A 17187-nucleotide genomic window follows, 5' to 3' on the forward strand; every position below is an offset into this window, starting at 1 on the left:
CCATATAATATATTTTAGATTCGTTCTTTTTGCGCCCTGAGGCGTTAATAATAATTATTCAGCTGCTGCTTCAGAGCCGTTTTTCTCAGCGATCTGATTAAGCACACGAGCGAAGTTTGTAATCGGAGACTGGATGCTTCCAAGCAGTTTGCCAAGAAGTTCTTCTCTGGACGGGATTCCAGCCAGTGCCTGAATACCTGCCTGATCGTTGTAGTTTCCTTCAACGACACCTGCGATCAACTCTAAAGCCGGGTTCTTCTTTGCGAATTTATCAAGGATTCTTGCAGGAGCAGTTGCGTCTGTAGCAGAAATTGCCAGAGCGTTTGTTCCATGTAAGTGCTGGATAAGTTCTTCGCACTGAGTACCTTCGAATGCACGATGCATCATTGTGTTCTTGTATACTTTATACTGAACACCAGCTTCTCTTAATTCCTTACGTAAAGCAGTATCCTGTTCAACTGTAAGACCGCTGTAGTTAACAAGTACTACAGATTCTGCATCTTTCACGTTGTTGATGATTTCTTCTACGATCGGTTGTTTAAGTTCTACTTTTGCCATGAAATGGTACACCTCCTTATAGATTTTGTATACCGCTGCAAATGAGTAAAGAAAAAGCCTTACTGCATGACAGTAAGGCTTGCGTAATCTTCCATAAAGAATACTTAGTCCTCGGTAGGCGTTTGCAACTTATGCCTTACGGCACCTACTGTCTTCGGCAGCGTTCTGATATAGAATAGCACACAAAGATATGCTTGTCAAGTATTTTTTACTTTTTATTCAAAAGGATATTCGCAATCCGCTTCGCTGCCTGCTTCTGCCACTTTTTCAGATGTCATATTCCTGTATATTTTCAAAGTTTCCAAATTACTTTGTACCGAAAATTCTGTCTCCTGCATCCCCAAGTCCCGGGCAGATGTAGGCGTGGTCGTTTAATTCACGGTCAAGGTGACCGCAGTAAATCTGTACATCCGGGTGTGCTTCGTGGAGACGTTTAAGTCCTTCAGGAGCTGCAATAATACACATAAATTTGATGTTCTTGCCGCCCTGTTTTTTGACGAAGTCAATAGCTGCTTCTGCGGAACCGCCGGTTGCAAGCATCGGGTCTACGATGACTGCAATACGTTCATCAATGGATTCCGGAAGTTTGCAGTAGTATTCGTGCGGTTCATGTGTTACAGGATCACGATAGAGTCCTACATGACCTACTTTTGCTGACGGTACAAGTGTAAGGATGCTGTTTACCATTCCAAGACCTGCACGGAGAACCGGAACAACTGCCAGTTTCTTTCCTGAGATCATCGGAGTCATACAGGTTTCGATCGGAGTTTCTACTTCTACATCTTCTACAGGAAGATCTCTCAGGGCTTCGTATCCCATAAGAATTCCGATCTCTTCTACCAGTTTACGGAATTCATTTGTTCCTGTATTCTTGTTTCTCAGCATAGAAATCTTGTGCTGGATCAGCGGGTGATCCATGATATAAACGTTTTCCATTGTTTCGTTTCCTCTCTCAGTTGAATATTTGTCACGCTCTCCGGCACACCTGATAGTTGTACCGATTGCACTGTTATCCTATTATAATGCATAACCGCATTTTACAAAAGGGAAAATTTTTATAATTTTTACATCTGTTTACGCACGATACGATATTCGTCGCCCATTTTAAAATATGGGCACTGGTGGAAATTTCCGGTGATAAATTTCACCATCTCGTCCTCATCGAGATTCACCTCGCAGGTATAGCATTCGTAATCGTCATCGTAGCTGTAGTTTACACAATATTCGCAGTTTACTGCATCGGACATCGTCTGGGTTCCTCCTGTTCAAGTTCTATCTTTTCTGATATACTATATTTTATTCTTATAGTGATAAATCATTTTCATTTAGAGACCTGGCACTCTAGTTTTATAAAACGAGGTTACATTTATGACATTATATCATATATCTATAAAAAAAATAATAAAACGCTGTACTTTTTCCATATTTGCCGCATCTCTGCTGCTATCTTCGGCTGCTTTTTCCGGATGTTCTCTGAAAGCAAATACTGCTGAAAATTCTGATGCAGGATCACAGGAACCTGTTTCTGCTACTGCGATCAAATTGAATACCGCCGTTACTGTTACCATCTATGATTCCCAGGACCGGGAGCTGCTGACGGAATGTATGAACCTGTGCGATAAGTATGAAAAAATTTTCAGCCGTACTGCAAGTGACAGTGAACTGTATCAGTTAAATCACAGGGAACTTACACCTGTAGCTGGAACTGAGGACACTTTTCAGATATCGGATCCTCTGGCGGAATTGATCAGGAAGGGACTTTATTATTCAGAATTGTCGGAGGGGGCTTTTGACATTGCCATCGAACCGCTGACTTCTCTGTGGGATTTCACTGCCGAAGATCCGCAGGTGCCGGAGGATAGGTTGATCCAGAAGGCGTTGACGAAATGTGATTATCATAATGTTTCTGTCAGTGATAATAACGAAGTTATATTAAAAACGGAAGATACTGCCATTGAGCTTGGCGCGATCGCAAAAGGGTATATTGCAGACCGCCTGAAAGACTATCTGATCTCCCAGGGTGTAAAGAGTGCCATCATTAATCTTGGCGGAAATGTCCTCTGTATTGGTGGGAAACCGGATGATTCTTCTTTTAAGATCGGGATTCAAAAACCTTTTGCGGATCGAAGTGAGACGATCGCAGTTATGGATATTAAAGATAAGTCCGTGGTTTCTTCGGGAGTTTATGAGAGGTGCTTTGAGCAGGATGGAACTTTGTATCACCATCTGCTGAACCCCAGAACGGGATATCCTTATGATAATGGATTGATCGCAGTTACGATCATTTCTGATGAGTCCGTAGATGGAGACGCATTAAGTACTACCTGCTTTGCACTTGGGCTTGAAGATGGAATGAAATTGGCAGAATCTCTGGATAATGTTCAGGCGTTTTTTGTAACTTCTGATTATGAGATTCATTATACGAAAGATTTCCAGAAGAAAATTACGGTTACGGAAACTGATTGATCTCATCCCCAGATTCCGCTTCTCTGTTCTTCCAGGTGATCCAGAATATAATTATAAATATCCACAGATACACTGTCCGGATAGTGTGTTCCATCCAGGGTTGAAAATCCCTCTGTTACCAGATGGGAATAGATATCTATATAAGTAACACCGCTTAAATTCGCCTGCATGGACGCATTGAAGCTCTCAATTTCCGCGTTGCTGGCATAGGGGTCGTTCTGTACCGGACCTACAGATACAAAATAGGTCTGGGCTCCTTTGGCAGACCATTCTGCAGCCTTGGCATTGATATAGCTGATGTAGGAATTTACATGATACAGGTCATTTACGCCCATCAGGATGATCACTGCAGTGTTATCTCCGATCTCGTCCTCTACCTGGGGAACACCTGTAGAAACCATCCAGTCATATCCCATAGAAGAAAGGCAGGACCAGATACTGTCATCCTGCACTGCATCGCGAAGGCCTTCTGTTCTGGAATCACCGATGAAAATCCGTTTATCTGCTTCAACAGTGTCGGGATGATCCGGCTTGGTCAGCGTTCCCTGTGATGCCGGATCCGAAGTGTCTGCCGCAGGTGTCACCGTTGGTTCCGGGGTTGGAGTCGATGTCGGCGTTACTGTCAGCCCAGGCGTGGGAGACGGCGTCACGGTTAATGCAGCCGGTCTGGGTGGTCCCGCTGTTTCTGCACCACAGACATTCGAGAACATACAGATCACGGCAAGACCTGCTGCCAAAACTGTTTTTCTGATTTTATATCTTCCCATATTGCCTTCTCCCTTCCTGTTGTACTTGTTTGTTCATTCTCTGGCTCCGGCGAAACACCCATCCTGAATATTTACTGCATTCCCGGCATCATATCCGGCCATGAGAGGATTTCACGGGAAATGATTTCTTCGTAATCTCCCTCGATATCCTGACTTCTGCCAGCTTCAAATACATTCGTCTCGGCGCCCCAGACGCGGTCTTCATATTCCCATACATGAAATCTCAGACCCCGGAACATGAAATCCAGACTTCCGCATCCGTTCTCTTCTGTATATTCATATTTTATGTTCTTTGTGTTTAACGCTTCCTGCACTTTTTCTAACCGCATTAGAAATACCTCCTGTTTATCTGCGCAGTTTCTGTTTTTATACCGGCAGTTATTTATTGTAAAATATATCCCTGTGTATACCCCATTACATTAAATTTATTATAACATACTTTGCATAATGCTGTGTAATTGTAAAACACCTTTTATTATCATCTGGCATTCAGCCATGTTCATCTTTTCTCCTGCTGTTTCTCCATATTCGCCACTTACATGTAACCGAATATCAGCTTCGTTGAGTATAAGCCCCCGATCATCTATTGTCAAGAAATGCACAAAATACCGCCTGCAGAGGTTTTTCTCTGAAGCGGTATTTCGTTTTGTCATATGCAGTTATATAACCGGCAAAACTCTTCTGGTCTGCTACTATTTCGTCATCCCTTAGATGTAATTTCCATCCTCTACATTCTGTATGGTAAACGCAGATTTCTTCTTCACGAAATCAACTGCATCTTTTACAGTAATTCCGTCCGGCTGCCAGTTTGCATAGAAGTTATCCAGTCCTTTCAGCGTCTCGTCTTTCGCTGTATTTTCATCAAGAACAAGAAGTACGATCAGGCCGGCTGCTTTCAGATGGCGGACAGTCTCTGCGTAATTTTCGCTTGCTGCAGGATGGTAGAGGTAAGTGTGTCTTCCAAGTACAGTCAGTCCTTTTTCTACCTGTTCTGCGAAATCAAGAGTGATTCCTTCTTTGCCGATCGGGAATTCTACCACTACCGGGGTCTGGCCTTTCAGACCTGCGCGAACCTGTTCGTCTACTTTACCGATCTGGGATTTATCCTGGGAAACCAATGTTTTTCTTACAACACCGCAGGCAGATGTCATATTTGTAACACGGTCGATGAGGATGAGTTCACCCAGAGTTCTGTGTTTGTCGAATTCGTCTACTACGATCTTCTCAGAGAATTCCAGAGTGCAGGATGCGATTTCGTTTTTCTTTAAAGTATAGGCGTTTTTCTTTTCGCCTGTATTTACGTCTACGGAATAATTAATTTTTGTAACAAGCCCCGGGATCATCTTTGTGCCAATCTTTACAAAGAAGTTCTTTCCGTCTGTGAGAGCGTTATCGTCCATCCAGAGGATGTCTGCTTCTACGGAATCTGTGAGGACTGCACCGGAATCAATCGTAAGCACGCATCCACGGGAAACGTCTACTTCTCTGTCAAGCTGGATGGTTACAGGCTGTCCCTGTACTGCTTCTTCTGCTTCTTTGTCACCGACAAGGATACTCTTTACATGCGCTTCTTCTTTGCTTGGAAGAGTTGTCACAAGGTCACCGACTTTAATGGTTCCATTCTCGATCTGGCCCTGAAACCCACGGAACTCATGGTTCGGTCTGCAGACTCTCTGTACCGGCATGCAGAAACCTTTTTCTGTGTCTTCTTTGATGTCTACGGTTTCCAGATATGTCAGAAGTGCTTCGCCTGTGTACCATAGCATATTGTCCGATTTAGTTGTAACGTTGTCACCTTCTGTAGCAGATACCGGAATGATAGTTACATTTTCCAGTTTCAGTTCATCGATCAGACCTGCGATCTGGTTCTCGATCTCGCGGAAACGTTTCTCATCGTAACCAATCAGATCCATTTTATTTACTGCAAATACGAAGTAGCGGATTCCCATCAGTGCACAGATTCTTGCATGACGTCTTGTCTGCACCAGTACGCCCTGAGAAGCATCTACCAGAATAACTGCCAGGTCTGCAAAAGATGCGCCCACTGCCATGTTTCTGGTATATTCTTCATGGCCTGGTGTATCAGCTACGATAAAACTGCGGTTGTCTGTTGTAAAATAGCGGTATGCAACGTCAATAGTGATACCCTGCTCACGTTCTGCCATCAGACCATCCAGAAGAAGGGAATAGTCAATGGCGCCGCCTCTGCTTCCTACCTTGGAATCCAGCTCCAGAGCTTTTTCCTGGTCTGCATAGAGAAGCTTTGCATCATAAAGAATATGTCCGATCAGAGTGGATTTTCCATCGTCCACACTTCCGCATGTAATAAATTTCAATAATCCTTTCATCCTAGAAATACCCCTCTCTCTTTCTTCTCTCCATGCTGCCTGCTGCCTCGTGGTCGATCACACGGCTGGTACGTTCGGAGGAAACAGCACTTAATGTCTCATCAATGATTTCGTCCAGTGTATCTGCATCAGATTCGATGCCGCCTGTAAGCGGATAGCATCCAAGAGTACGGAATCTGACTTTTTTGTACTCGATTTTTTCATCTGGACGGAGTTTTAATCTATCGTCGTCTACCATAATAATATTACCGTCTCTGTAGATAACCGGTCTTTCTTTTGCAAAATATAATGGCACGATTTCGATGTTTTCACGCTGAATGTACTGCCAGATGTCTTTCTCTGTCCAGTTGGAGATTGGGAAAACTCGCATGCTTTCACCTTTCTGGATCTTGGTGTTGTAGAGTTTCCACATTTCCGGGCGCTGGTTCTTCGGGTCCCATGCCTGAGCTGCGTTACGGAAAGAGAAGATTCTTTCTTTTGCTCTGGATTTCTCCTCATCACGACGGCCGCCGCCGAATGCTGCAGTGAATCCGTATTTGGTAAGGGCCTGTTTTAATGCCTGGGTTTTCATGATGTCGGTGTATGCGGAACCGTTGTCAAATGGGTTGATCCCTGCTTTTACACCTTCTTTGTTGGTGTAGACTAGCATGTCGATGCCGTTTTCTTTGGCGATCCTGTCACGGAATTCGATCATTTCGTGGAATTTCCAGGTGGTGTCGATATGCAGGAACGGGAACGGCGGCTTCTCCGGATAGAATGCTTTCAGCGCCAGATGGAGCATAACGGAGCTGTCCTTTCCTATAGAATAGAGCATAACCGGCTTTTCACACTCGGCTGCTACTTCTCGCATAATATAAATTGCTTCTGCTTCAAGCTCATCAAGATGAGATAAGTTACTCATTGCATTATCCTCCTCTGTTTGTTGATTTATCGTAAAGTCCGGCAGTCTGTTCTGCTATCTGACTGATAAACTGCCAGAACATTTCATGCCATTCTCATCGAAAACTTTTTTATAACGTTAATATTTGTTTGCATCCTTCTTATTGACCTGAATGGTAATCTTCGTGCCGTCTGGCTTCTCTACTGTCCAGGTGGAAATATCAGGTTTCTCTGACACGATCATGCTTGCGCCTCTGCCTCCCACATCGGCTCCAAGAAAGAAGCGGATGGCGTCGCGGCTGCATTCTTTGATACAGGATGTGCATCCCCAGCAGTCTCTGACCTGGCGGATAAAGGCTTTACCGTCTTTGTCCTTTTTGATCAGGTTTCCGGGACAGGCTTCGATACATCTGCCGCATCCTACACATTTACTTTTCTGAATCCGAATGCTCATCTTTCACCTGCTCCTTTCGCTGCTGTATTTTGTGATATTTTTGAATCTGCTGTCTGTAAATCTGTTGTATCTTTGTGCTGTATTCCGAACGCTGCTGTCTGACTATCAGCGGTTTCTTTTGTAATTAAATCACGATACAGGATTTTTATCTCGCCGTTTTCCATGCGGGAGTTTACATATTTCATCCAGTCTTCACTCTGTTCCGGGTAATCTGTGTTCTCTCCGAAGCTGTGCCATCTGGTCTCTTTTCTGGCTGCCAGATGTGCGATAACTGCACGGCATACGATCAGTCGTTCGCGAAGTTCGTAGATCTGCATCAGTTCATAGGTATCGGCTGCTGCCAGAGTATCTACCACCGGGAGAAGTGCGGCGATCTTTTCCTCTGCTTTTGCAAGGCTTGTCTCGCTGTATCTGTAGTCTGTGCCGATTCCGCCGGCGTACTGATCCATGATCTTCTGCATGGCCTCTTCCAGCTGTTCTGCATTCATCAGGGAACGAACGGCACTTAAGTGAGCTTCGTATTCTGCTTTCTTGGCTGCTGCAGTGCCGGATAATTCCTGATCTTTTACTTCTCCTGAAGTTTCTGTATTTCCAGAAGTTTTTGCACCACTCAGATATTCCAGAATCGCCTCTGCCGCGATCTCACCTTCTGCCAGTGCACCGGTTACATATTTCTGCGGGCAGCCACCTGCTACGTCCCCAGCGGCATATAAGCCCTCGATGGTTGTAGCTCTGTTATTATCTATCCAGTAACCGCTGGCTGTATGACCGCCTACAATATACGGCTCCGTACCCTCGATCTCTATGTTTTCTTCAGATGGACCTTTTCCTGCTTCCATCCATTTCAGTGTCTGGGACGGTGCCATGTTCAGGTAAGCTTTATAAAGATCCTGCTCCTGTTCTTTGGAAATGCCTTCTGTTTTGAGGTAGCACGGACCGTTTCCTTTTCTGTTCTCCATGACTGTACCGTAAACTCGCTGGGAAGTTGTCAGTCCATATTTCGTCTCGTAAATATCTCCATGTGCATTGACCTGTCTGGCTCCTACGCCCTGGGCGATCGTTCCTGTGGGAGCAATAGTGTCCTTACATCTCAATGCGATGAAACGCATCTCAAAAGTCGTCATCTCTGCACCGGAAAGAAGTCCCATCGCGTATCCTGCGCCTGTGTTAAATGGTGGATACCACATTTTATGTCTGGAGAATCCCGGGTTGTTTGGTCTGTAAAGTCCGGCCGCACCACCTGTTGCACAAAGGACTGCTTCTGCGTCGATATCATAGAAGATTTCTTCGTTTACGCTAAATCCTACAGCTCCGGTGATCTTTCCGTTTTCTGTTTTATAATCTGTAATGTTTACATGATTGAGAACTGTAACATTCTCCTGCTCAGCTGCTGCTTTTGCAAGGATTGGTTTCATGTTCTCGCCGTTGATCTTGATGTTTCGGTTTCCTCTGGCAACGTATTTACCATTCTCATCTTTCAGAATGACCAGACCCAGATCTTCCATTACCTTTGTCACATGATTTAATCGCTCTGACATGGTGAGAAGAAGATCTTCTCTTACGATTCCGTGGGCATCCTTTTTGGCATAGTCTACATAATCCTGTGGTACTCTGCCCTCTGTGATATATGCATTTAATGCGTTGACACCTGCTGCCAGGCATCCGCTTCGCTTAATGTTTGCTTTCTCTGCGATCAGCACTTTTTTATCGCTTTTCTGTCCAATCACGTAAGCTGCGAAACATCCTGCCGTACCGCCACCGATAATCAACACATCTGTTTTGATTCTCTCTGTTCTCATACTCTTTCCTCCGGAAGTATGTATCCTGTTTATTTTCGATTTTATCATCAATCCGATTCCGTTGGATTAATGCCAGGTAAAATTCAGGTAAAATATGGTTTAGATAATTACGAAGTCATCTCTTACAGCTTCATTCTCAATCAACTGTACCGTATCGCCACGCAATGCAAAAATCCTGTACAGGAACACATTGACCGTTTCCCCTTCGTGGATATCTGCTTTCTCAAGGCTTCTTCTGGCGGTTACTATGGAATCATTGACTCTTACCTGAAGTTCCAGGTTATCTCCTCTGAAGGAAACCCGTTCAACAACTCCCTGCGATACGGATGTTCTGAACTTCTCTACCTCATCCAGTTTGGAAACTTTTACGAATTCCGGGCGGACAATGATCTTGTCTGCGCTTTCTGCCTGAGTGAAAGTGTGGAAATCATCTGCATTCTTTAATACAGACGGCTGTCCGAAGAAAGATGCGGTAAAAGCTGTCTCCGGATTTCTGTAAACTTCTACAGGTGTTCCCTTCTGTTCAATCCGCCCTGCATTTGTGATGATGATCTCATCTGCCACTTCAATGGCTTCATCCTGATCGTGAGTAACAAAGATACTGGTGATTCCCAGTTTCTCAATCATCTCTTTTAACCAGCTTCGCAGCTCCTGGCGGATTTTTGCATCAATGGCTGCGAATGGTTCATCCAGAAGCAGTACCTGTGGATTCGGAGCAAGAGCTCTGGCGAAAGCCACTCTCTGTCTCTGTCCACCGGACAACTGACTGGGATATCTTTTCTCCAGTCCTTCCAGTCCTACCAGCTTTACCAGTTCTCTGACTCTGGCATCGATCGTCTTTTTATCTACTTTCTGAACTTTCAGACCGAATGCCACGTTGTCGTAGACGGTCATGTAACGAAACAGTGCATAATTCTGAAATACAAATCCAATCCCGCGTTCACTTGCAGGAACATCGTTGACTACTTTTCCATTAATAATGATCTCGCCGCTGTCCGGAGTTTCCAGACCTGCAATCATTCGAAGAATGGTTGTTTTTCCGCTTCCACTTGGTCCCAGCAGGCCGATCAGCTTGCCTTTTTCGATACCGAAATTCACATTCTTTGATGCCTGGTAGGAACCATAGGTCTTGTTTATATTTTTTAACTCTACATACATATCAGGCTTCCTTCTTTCCTTTGTATTCGATCACGCTTCGGACCACCAGGATAATTACTGCCATGATCACCAGCAGTGAAGATACGGCAAATGCCGGAACATACTGAAACTCATTAAATAAAATCTCTACATGAAGAGGAAGTGTATTGGTCTTTCCTCTCAAATGTCCGGAAAGGACGGACACTGCGCCAAACTCTCCCATCGCTCTCGCTGTACAGAGTACGATGCCGTAAAGCAATGCCCATTTAATATGAGGAAATGTAATCTTCCAGAAGATGGTCCATCCGCCGGCTCCCATGAGAGCTGCAGCTTCTTCCTCATCCGTTCCTTCTGCTTCCAGAACCGGAATCAGTTCTCTGGAAATAAAAGGAAATGTTACAAATACAGTTGCAATGATGATTCCCGGTACAGAGAATACAACTTTAATTCCAAATTTCAAAAGAAAAAAGTAGACGGGACTCTGTCGTCCGAAAATCAGGAGAAAGATCAGACCTGCAATGACCGGCGAGATTGTAACCGGAAGATCGATCAGTGTGGTCAGCAGTTTTTTGCCCTTAAACTGAAACTTGGTCAGCGCCCAGGCTGCGAAGATACCGAAGATGGTATTGAAGATAACTGCGAAAAGTGTTGCTTTCACAGTGAGGAGAAGTGCTTTGATGGTGTACTCGTCTGTCACCGCAGCCACGTATACTTTCCATCCGCTTCGAAGCGCTTCTGTAATTACTGTGATCAGCGGGAGGAGGAGCATTACTGCCAGAAATATTACGCTGATCCCGATCAGTAGCCATTTTGTGATTTTCTCTGAAGTCTTTCCATTGTTGTCCATCAGGCATTTCCTCCTCTTAAGATTCTTGCGTTTCTCTGCTGGATCATACTGTTGAGGAACAGTATGAAAAATGAAACCGCCAGCATTACCAGCGCGATGGCTGTTGCACTGGAATAATCAAATTCCTGAAGTTCTGACATAATGATCAGCGGTGTGATCTCTGTGTAATACGGTTTATTTCCTGCGATAAATACGATGCTTCCGTATTCACCGAGACATCTGCCAAAAGCAAGTCCGGTTCCTGCAAAAATCGCAGGTTTCAGTTCCGGGAAAATAACTTTCCAGAAGATTGTGGATTTCTTTGCTCCCAGTACTCCGGCTGCTTCGCTACAGGAGTTGTCCATTTTCTCCAGAACCGGCTGTACGCTTCTTACAACAAACGGGATTCCTACGAAGATCATGGCAACTGTGATGCCGATCCTTGTGTATGCGATCTTGATACCAAATCTGGCAAAGAAGCTGCCTACCATGCCGGAATCAGATGTTAAGGATGTAAGTGCGATACCGGCTACCGCGGTTGGAAGTGCGAAAGGAAGTTCGATCATTCCGTCCATGATTCGTTTGCCTGGGAATTCGTATCTCACAAGCACCCATGCAAGGATGATTCCCATAATGCCGTTAATTACTGCTGCTGCGAAAGCAGATATGAAGCTGGTGTAAAAGGATGCCAGTACTCTGGCTCTTGTGATGGTTTCAATGAAATCTCTGAAGCTGAGCTTCGCTGTATAAATCACAAGACTTGCAAGGGGGATCAGAACCACCAGACTTAATATGGAAATGGTAATTCCCATAGAGAGTCCGAATCCTGGAATCACTGGTTTGTTTCTTTTTTTCATAATCAATTACCACCTCTCTGTCTCGTATGTTCTGGTCGTGTTATCTTCGTGCTCTATTTTGCGCCCCGTTATTATGGGTCGATAGTTTCCGCATCCTGGATCATGGTTGCATCTGTTTTTATCGCTCGTAAATCTCATCAAAGATTCCGCCATCCCCGAAGTGCTTTTTCTGCACCTCATCCCATCCGCCATATTCACTGATGTTTACCAGGTCTACGCTCAGATCAAACACATCGCTATGTTCTTTCAGGATTTTCTCATTGGTCGGGCGGAAGTAATTCTCTGCTTCAATTTCCTGTGCTTCGTCAGAATAGAGATAGTTTAAATACTCTGTCGCCACTTCTCTTGTATCTCTGTAATCCACTACCTCATCTACCACCGCTACAGTCGGCTGTGCCAAAATGCTGACGCTCGGAGTAACGATCTCGTACTCATCCGGGTAGTCACGCATGGAAAGATAGGCTTCGTTTTCCCATGCTACCAACACATCGCCCTGTCCGTTCTCTACGAATGAAGTAGTTGCACCTCTCGCACCGGAATCCAGAACTACTACATTCTGATAGAGCTTCTTGATGAAATCTTTGATCTGGATCTCGTCTCCGTTGTATTTCTTATCTGCATAAGCCCATGCTGCCATGTAGTTCCATCTGGCTCCACCGGAAGTCTTCGGGTTGGGAGTTACCACTCCTACGCCCTCTTTCGTCAGATCATCCCAGTCCTGAATGTTTTTGGGATTTCCTTTCTTAACCAGAAATACGATGGTGGATGTATACGGGGAACTGTCATTGTCAAAGTTATCTATCCATCCCGCCTTGATCAGTCCTGCGTTCTCTATGGATTCAATATCGTATTCCAGTGCCAGTGTTACCACATCTGCATCCAGTCCGTTGGCTACCTCCAGTGCCTGTTTTCCGGAACCGCCGTGAGACTGTGTAACTTCCACATCTTCTCCGGTTTTCTCTTTCCAATGTTTTTCAAATATTTTGTTGTACTGTTCAAACATCTCTCTGGTTGGATCATAGGAAACGTTTGTAATAGAAACGGTTTTCCCAAACGCCTGTACCGGTGTCAGCGCCAGCACTGCTGCCAGACCGAATGCAAATATTTTTTTGATCATGTTTCATCTCCTGAGTATTCACATAACATTTTTCTCTTTTGCTGATTTATGTCTTTATACTCTGTCTTTGCTGTTTTTAACTGTTCAGCATCGTCTTCATTGGCAGCCGAACAGTCGTCTTTATCTTTTTATACTAATACAAGTTCTTCTTTCTCAGATTCTGTTCCTTCTATATGGAAGGAATTCAGAACCGGGTTCTCATTGTCCATGAGAGAAAGGATCATGTAGCTTGCTGTACTGTCGTATGCCAGTCTCTTGTCTTCTTCAGATGGCCTGGAAGGGCTTTCCGGGTGGGAATGCCAGTTTCCGAGAGGTACCAGACCGTTGGCACGCATGTCTTTTACTGCTGTAAGCTGTTCTTTCGGATCCAGAGAAAAATGTTCATTGGAATGGTCAATGTTTGTCAGGCAGTAAACTTTCTCGATGGATTTGTTATTGCCGTCTTTTTTTCCGGCGATCAGTCCGCAGGCTTCTTCCGGTAGATTTTCTCTGGCATGCTTTAAGATTATTTCATAGTCATTTTTTGACATTGTGATCATCATGTTTCTAACTCCTTTAGATTCCGTCACATTCCGCCTGCTCATAGTCGATCAGTTTTGTGATTGTCGGATGCTCACCGCATACCGGGCAGTTCTTCACATGTTTCGGAAGTTTGATCTTACGGAATTCCATTGTAAGTGCATCGTATGTGAGAAGAGATCCTGTGAGAAGATCACCGACTCCAAGAATGTATTTGATGGCTTCCATAGCCTGAAGGCTTCCGATCACACCACCCATTGCCCCGATGACACCTGCCTGTTTACAGGTAGGTACAGCATCCTTTGGCGGCGGATCTTTGAAGATACATCTGTAACATGGTCCTTCTCCGGGAACGTATGTCATCAACTGACCTTTGAAACGAATGATTCCTGCATGAGAGAATGGTTTCTTTGCCATAACGCAGGCATCATTGATCAGGAATTTCGCCGGGAAGTTATCGGTTCCGTCAATAATGAAATCGTAATCTTTGATCAGATCCATGATATTCTCGGAATCTACGAAAGTCTGGTAAGTTTTTACTGTCACATCCGGATTGATGGCTTCCATGGATTCTTTTGCGGAAATTACTTTTGGCTTGCCGATATCTTTGGTTGCGTGAATGACCTGACGCTGAAGATTGGAAAGGTCTACCTCATCTGCATCTGCGATTCCGATGGTTCCCACACCTGCTGCAGCAAGATAAAGGGCTGCCGGTGCTCCAAGTCCACCTGCTCCGATGATCAGGACGCTGGAATTAAGTAATTTCTTCTGTCCTTTTGCTCCAACCTCTTTCAGAATGATGTGTCTGGAATAGCGTTCGAGCTGTTCGTTTGTGAATGCCACTATCTTCCACCTCCCATGAAGTACAGAAATTCAACGCTGTCGCCTTCTTTTAATGCATAGGTGTCAAATTCTGCTCTGTCGATGAAGTCATCGTTTACGGATACTGTCACGTACTGAGGAGTTTCTACGTTCTCCTGTACGATCAGTTCTGAAACTGTGATTGCGTCTTTTACTTCTTTTTTATCTCCTGCTACTGTAATAACCATAACTTTTGCTCTCCATTTCTTTATATTTTGTATTATCCGAAATTTAATTTTCAAAATTTGCTGCCAATGAAGAAAAGCATCTGCATTTCTGCTTGCTTCATAATCTGATAGCAGCTTCTCTATCTGATTTAATTAAATGTTCTTGTCAATAATCTCTTCCAGCTCTGCTGCTTTCTTTGCTCCTGTCAGCCGTTCGATCTGTTTTCCGTCTTTCAGGAAGATCAGGGTCGGTGCTGACATGACCTTGTATTCTTCTACCAGATTCTGTTCGTAAGCTACATTTATTTTTCCGATATAGATCTGGTCACCGTATTTCTCTTCCAGCTTCGCAAATACCGGAACCATTCGCTTACACGGTACGCAACTGTCGGAATAGAAATCGATCAGTGTAAGTTTTCCTGGCTGGAAAGCTTTCTCTTTAAATGTCTCACTGTTTAATCTCTCTGCCATGGTCTCGCTCCTGTCAGTCTCCGACTTTCTTCACATAAAGTGTGTAAGTTCCGTCTTCGTTGTCATCCAGTTTCAGAATCTGATGTCCTTCTTCTTTGATGCTTCGCGGTACGTTCTGAACCGGTTCGCCGTCATTCATTCGGATGGATAAAACCTGTCCCTCATCCAGTTCTTCCAGCGCTACCTTTGCCTTTACAAAAGTTACCGGGCACACAACATCAGTAATATCTACAGTATCATCAAATTTAATTTCACTCATTTTCATATGCCTCCAGGATTTCTTTATTGAATTCGTCCTCGCCTACGCGATCGATGGTAAATTTCAGTCGCTCACCTGCATTTGCATTCTTCTCGAAAAAACTGATCGCTGCATCGCAGACCTTCAGGAGTTTTTCGTGATCTTCGATAAATGGGATCACTGTTTTTCCTTTGTTGATATGGTTTCCGAAGATTCCTCCGAAAGAAACGATGTATCCGTGAGTATTGTCATACGCGTCTGTCGGACAGGCTTTGGTGCATCGTCCGCAGAAGTTACATTTGGAAGAATCGATAGAGATTTTTCCATCTTCCAATGTGATGGCTCCCTCGCGACAGGCTTTCACGCAGACACCACACTGGATACATTTATCTTCCTGCCATGCTACTTTGATACCGCCCTTGATCCCTACGTCGTTCTCTTCTGCTTTTAAGCAGTTATTCTGGCATCCGGTAACACCGAATTTGAATTTGTGCGGAAGTTCACGTCCGAAGTATCTCTCATCCAGCTCCTGTGCCAGCGCGTAAGTGTCAATACATCCGCCTGGACAGATAGCTGCGCCCTGACAGGCTGTGATGGTACGAACTCGAGGTCCGCATACACCTGGAACTACATCTCCTTCCGCAAGTGCTGCTTTCACTTCATCAATCTGGTCTAACTTGATAAAAGGAATCTCCACACCCTGACGGGAAGTAAGATGTACATAGCCCTCGCCGTATTTCTCTGAAACCTCAGCTACTTTCGCAAGCTGTTGCGCATCCAGATGTCCGCCAACTACTCGGATTCTTAATGAAAAATTATTTTTCTGTTTCTGGCGCATGAATCCGCCTTTTTTTAATGCTGCATAATCTGCCATTTCTCTTTCCCTCCTGTCAGGATTTCGTTTCGCGTTTACTTTATCTCTTTAATCCGATGTGTATTTTCTACTTTTCATAGTTATTTGATAGGTTTTCTATGATATTACACGAAATGGCATTATTTGTCAATACTGTATTGAAATAAATACAATACTCGTTCTGTGACCTGATTTATCCAAAAATAAGCACAAAAAAGACTATTGCTTCATGAATTTTCTTCGTTAAAACAATAGTCCTTTCTTCCTTATTTTTTGTGTTATTATTGTGCCATAATTATGGTATTTTTTTATGTATTTCAAGAAAAAAACAGCATCCTGGAATCCAGAATGCTGCAATCTAATCCAATATTTATTCAGCAGAAGCTGCTGCTCTTTCCTTCTCCGGGAAGAGTTTTCCGAATACGAATCTTACAAACGGACCTGCGTAAAAGATCTGCCAGAAGAATGCCATCGGGAAGTTCATTGCTGTTGTCTGAAGCCATGTCGGGATGAACTGGCTTACCGGTGCATGTTTGATCAGCAGAGTTGCTGCAAAGCTCATACACGGACACATAAATGCTACGGATACTGCTGAGATTGCAAGTACAAGGTGGAACGGATTGTCTCTTCTCACATCCACAATGCGAAATGCAGTCTTCTTTGCAAGAGCACCGATGATAAAGAAATCAAGAACAAAAGCAATCGGTCCCATGAATGTTAATTCATGAAAGGCTAACAGAAATGTCTCATTTGTCATCGTTCCTGTGTTCAGCACAATATTGTAGCAGATCATGGCATAGACCATTACAAACACCATGATAATCGTAAAAATAACTTCCTGAAACTTGTTTTTTGGCATAAAAAAATCCT

21 protein-coding genes and 1 other annotated feature are annotated in these 17187 nt (G+C 44.1%); of the genes, 1 reads left to right on the forward strand and 20 read right to left on the reverse strand.

The annotated features are described in order from the left end of the window. Positions 1 to 54 precede the first annotated feature (54 nt). From rplJ to R8695_RS15530, 3 genes are all read right to left on the reverse strand, one after another. On the reverse strand, positions 55 to 558 hold the full coding sequence (gene rplJ, locus R8695_RS15520) for a 50S ribosomal protein L10 (protein WP_118509149.1): 504 nt from the start codon (positions 556 to 558) through the stop codon (positions 55 to 57). A 41-nt stretch (positions 559 to 599) separates the two neighbouring features. Further along, positions 600 to 734: a sequence feature (ribosomal protein L10 leader region), on the reverse strand. A gap of 130 nt (positions 735 to 864) precedes the next feature. After that, positions 865 to 1494, reverse strand: coding sequence for a uracil phosphoribosyltransferase (gene upp, locus R8695_RS15525; RefSeq protein WP_118509148.1), 630 nt, complete (start codon positions 1492 to 1494; stop codon positions 865 to 867). Positions 1495 to 1622: 128 nt separating this feature from the next. Beyond that, positions 1623 to 1805, reverse strand: a complete 183-nt coding sequence (locus R8695_RS15530; protein ID WP_117674964.1) for a DUF6472 family protein — start codon at positions 1803 to 1805, stop codon at positions 1623 to 1625. Between the two features lie 121 nt (positions 1806 to 1926). Here R8695_RS15530 and R8695_RS15535 point away from each other — a divergent pair, with 121 nt between their 5' ends. Next, positions 1927 to 3024 (forward strand): FAD:protein FMN transferase, encoded by a 1098-nt coding sequence (locus tag R8695_RS15535; RefSeq protein WP_154779499.1) that lies wholly within the window; start codon positions 1927 to 1929, stop codon positions 3022 to 3024. 2 nt (positions 3025 to 3026) lie between these two features. On the opposite strand, the gene R8695_RS15540 is transcribed toward R8695_RS15535, so the two are convergent. The 17 genes from R8695_RS15540 to R8695_RS15620 all read right to left on the reverse strand — a co-directional run bounded on the left by R8695_RS15540 (position 3027) and on the right by R8695_RS15620 (position 17176). After that, positions 3027 to 3791 (reverse strand): SGNH/GDSL hydrolase family protein, encoded by a 765-nt coding sequence (locus R8695_RS15540; RefSeq protein WP_243139426.1) that lies wholly within the window; start codon positions 3789 to 3791, stop codon positions 3027 to 3029. 71 nt (positions 3792 to 3862) lie between these two features. Further along, complete coding sequence (locus tag R8695_RS15545) at positions 3863 to 4120, reverse strand: kinase (protein WP_118509146.1); 258 nt, start codon at positions 4118 to 4120, stop codon at positions 3863 to 3865. A 378-nt stretch (positions 4121 to 4498) separates the two neighbouring features. Then, entirely contained in the window at positions 4499 to 6139 is a 1641-nt protein-coding gene (locus R8695_RS15550) for a sulfate adenylyltransferase subunit 1 (RefSeq protein ID WP_154779498.1), read from the reverse strand. A 1-nt stretch (position 6140) separates the two neighbouring features. Continuing rightward, positions 6141 to 7040, reverse strand: a complete 900-nt coding sequence (cysD, locus tag R8695_RS15555; protein WP_154779497.1) for a sulfate adenylyltransferase subunit CysD — start codon at positions 7038 to 7040, stop codon at positions 6141 to 6143. Between the two features lie 117 nt (positions 7041 to 7157). After that, the gene (locus tag R8695_RS15560) at positions 7158 to 7472 is read right to left on the reverse strand and encodes a 4Fe-4S dicluster domain-containing protein (RefSeq protein ID WP_118509142.1); all 315 of its coding nucleotides are present in this window, start codon (positions 7470 to 7472) and stop codon (positions 7158 to 7160) included. Then, a complete protein-coding gene (locus tag R8695_RS15565) occupies positions 7469 to 9271 on the reverse strand; it encodes an adenylyl-sulfate reductase subunit alpha (protein ID WP_243139425.1) in 1803 nt (600 codons plus the stop codon). The genes R8695_RS15560 and R8695_RS15565 overlap by 4 nt, the downstream gene beginning before the upstream one ends. 99 nt (positions 9272 to 9370) lie before the next feature. Continuing rightward, positions 9371 to 10429, reverse strand: a complete 1059-nt coding sequence (locus tag R8695_RS15570) for a sulfate/molybdate ABC transporter ATP-binding protein (RefSeq protein ID WP_118509141.1) — start codon at positions 10427 to 10429, stop codon at positions 9371 to 9373. A gap of 1 nt (position 10430) precedes the next feature. Next, positions 10431 to 11255, reverse strand: coding sequence for a sulfate ABC transporter permease subunit CysW (gene cysW, locus R8695_RS15575; RefSeq protein WP_118509140.1), 825 nt, complete (start codon positions 11253 to 11255; stop codon positions 10431 to 10433). Next, on the reverse strand, positions 11255 to 12091 hold the full coding sequence (gene cysT / locus R8695_RS15580) for a sulfate ABC transporter permease subunit CysT (protein ID WP_154779496.1): 837 nt from the start codon (positions 12089 to 12091) through the stop codon (positions 11255 to 11257). Before cysT ends, cysW begins: the two co-directional genes overlap by 1 nt. 118 nt (positions 12092 to 12209) lie before the next feature. Beyond that, a complete protein-coding gene (locus R8695_RS15585) occupies positions 12210 to 13208 on the reverse strand; it encodes a sulfate ABC transporter substrate-binding protein (RefSeq protein ID WP_118509138.1) in 999 nt (332 codons plus the stop codon). A 128-nt stretch (positions 13209 to 13336) separates the two neighbouring features. After that, on the reverse strand, positions 13337 to 13747 hold the full coding sequence (locus R8695_RS15590) for a M67 family metallopeptidase (protein ID WP_154779656.1): 411 nt from the start codon (positions 13745 to 13747) through the stop codon (positions 13337 to 13339). 16 nt (positions 13748 to 13763) lie between these two features. Beyond that, a complete protein-coding gene (thiF, locus tag R8695_RS15595; RefSeq protein ID WP_167829730.1) occupies positions 13764 to 14570 on the reverse strand; it encodes a thiazole biosynthesis adenylyltransferase ThiF in 807 nt (268 codons plus the stop codon). Next, positions 14570 to 14776, reverse strand: coding sequence for a sulfur carrier protein ThiS (thiS, locus tag R8695_RS15600; protein ID WP_154779495.1), 207 nt, complete (start codon positions 14774 to 14776; stop codon positions 14570 to 14572). Before thiS ends, thiF begins: the two co-directional genes overlap by 1 nt. A 132-nt stretch (positions 14777 to 14908) precedes the next feature. Next, the gene (locus tag R8695_RS15605) at positions 14909 to 15226 is read right to left on the reverse strand and encodes a thioredoxin family protein (RefSeq protein WP_118509135.1); all 318 of its coding nucleotides are present in this window, start codon (positions 15224 to 15226) and stop codon (positions 14909 to 14911) included. 13 nt (positions 15227 to 15239) lie between these two features. Beyond that, positions 15240 to 15485 (reverse strand): sulfurtransferase TusA family protein, encoded by a 246-nt coding sequence (locus tag R8695_RS15610; protein ID WP_118509134.1) that lies wholly within the window; start codon positions 15483 to 15485, stop codon positions 15240 to 15242. Further along, a complete protein-coding gene (locus R8695_RS15615) occupies positions 15478 to 16338 on the reverse strand; it encodes a 4Fe-4S binding protein (protein WP_154779494.1) in 861 nt (286 codons plus the stop codon). Before R8695_RS15615 ends, R8695_RS15610 begins: the two co-directional genes overlap by 8 nt. Before the next feature lie 349 nt (positions 16339 to 16687). Further along, positions 16688 to 17176, reverse strand: coding sequence for a DUF2798 domain-containing protein (locus R8695_RS15620; RefSeq protein WP_118509132.1), 489 nt, complete (start codon positions 17174 to 17176; stop codon positions 16688 to 16690). Positions 17177 to 17187 lie beyond the last annotated feature (11 nt).

It is taken from the genome of Blautia luti, from assembly GCF_033096465.1.
Lineage (GTDB): Bacteria > Bacillota > Clostridia > Lachnospirales > Lachnospiraceae > Blautia_A > Blautia_A luti.